Below are 1774 nucleotides of genomic sequence, written 5' to 3' on the forward strand. Positions count from 1 at the left end.
GACGCTACAGGGAGCGGATAAACAGCAATGCCCCGTTTAAGATGTTTAAATCCTTATCAGAGTTTAAACATGCTAACCGCCTTCACCAGTCGGACAGCCTGATCCTCCAGTGACTGCGCAGATGAAGAGGCTTCCTGAACCAGGGAGGCATTTTGTTGTGTGACGCTGTCCATCTGGTTGATCGCAGCATTGATCTGACCGATTCCGGTGCTTTGTTCAACACTGGCGATAGAAATTTCACCCATAATGTCGGTGACATTGCTTACGCTGCTCACGACGTTCGAAATAGTTGAGCCCGCCTGAGCGACCAGACGGGTACCTTCGTCCACCCGGGTAACGGATTCCTCAATCAAATTTTTAATCTCTCTGGCTGCTGTCGCAGAACTGTGTGCAAGGCCACGTACTTCTGTTGCAACGACCGCGAATCCTCTTCCCTGCGTTCCGGCCCGTGCAGCCTCCACCGCAGCGTTGAGCGCCAGAATATTGGTCTGGAAAGCGATGCGGTCGATGACGCTGATGATGTCGACAATTTTCTTAGAGGCGTCATTAATCATGTCCATGGTCACCACAACCTGACTCACCACATCGGCACTTTCGGTGGCAACACGTGACGCTGATTTGGACAAGTTATTTGCCTGATGGGCATTGTCTGCATTTTGTTTTACGGTGGATGTCATCTGCTCCATCGCAGAGGCCGTTTCTTCAAGCGAGCTGGCCTGTTGCTCGGTACGTGAAGCGAGGTCAAGCGTTCCCATTGATATTTGCTGAGAAGCCGTCGCAATGGTGTCAGTGCCCGAACGGACTTCGCTGACAATTTTCCGCAGGTTATTATTCATATTCTGCAGAGCAAGCATCATTTGCCCGGTTTCGTCCGTAGAATTGACCTGTATTTCGGAGGTGAGATCGCCTTTGGCTACATTTTCAGCAATACGAATAGCATGCATCATCGGACGTGTGATAGAGCGGGTGAGTAAATATCCTAAAATAATGGAAGATATGATGGCCATGAGGGATATCAGCAGGGTTATCCTGATTGCCATTGCACTCTCATGCAGTATCTGACGACCTTCTTCTTTCATTTGTGAAGCCTGAGAGTCGGCGAAATCTGCTGTGGATTTCAGCATTGCAGCTTCCGGCGCCCGCATGCTGCGTAGGACATAATTTTCTGCCTCTTCACGTTTGCCTGCTTTCAAAAGAGCAAATAATCCTTTCTGTGCGTCCCTGTATTCTTCGTTTGCCTGGGCGAGTGCTTTGATTTTTTGTTGCCCGATGGCCGTCGTTTGAAGAGCAGTGATTTTTGCGATCAATTGTTGTGTCGCAGATGATGCATTATTAAGCGATTGTAAGCGCTGATTATTATATTCAGGTCTGGCGTAATCAATGACGGCACCTCGCAGAAACTTTATCTGTTCATTGACCTGAAAGCGCACATCAAAGGCCAACCTGACTTTTTCGTAGCGAACCTCAATCATTTGCTGGGTTAAGGCATTGATGGCATTTATTTTTACGAACGCAGTTATGCTAACGATAATTAAGAGCGTGATAATAAAGCCAAAAACGAGTCCTAAACGCACACCAATTTTAATGTTATTAAAAGTCAAGATATTACCCTCTGGCAGGTGAATCATAAATGAGGTTATGGAGAACACTGTTACCTTACGCAGCTAAGTCAAATAAACTCCGTACATTTCCAATCAAAATGAACGTTTGGTTGATTTAACGCCGGTTTAGGTTTGTGACGCTTTATCGGGGGAGGTGGAGCAGATCTTTAATA

1 protein-coding gene is annotated in these 1774 nt (G+C 47.0%); it reads right to left on the reverse strand.

Annotated elements, in window-relative coordinates:
• Positions 1-56: 56 nt before the first annotated feature.
• Positions 57-1604: a methyl-accepting chemotaxis protein gene (locus J1785_RS01290; RefSeq protein ID WP_331252979.1), complete on the reverse strand. Its 1548-nt coding sequence runs from the start codon at positions 1602-1604 to the stop codon at positions 57-59.
• Positions 1605-1774 lie beyond the last annotated feature (170 nt).

Source organism: Rahnella perminowiae (assembly GCF_019049755.1).
GTDB classification, from domain to species: Bacteria; Pseudomonadota; Gammaproteobacteria; order Enterobacterales; family Enterobacteriaceae; genus Rahnella; species Rahnella perminowiae.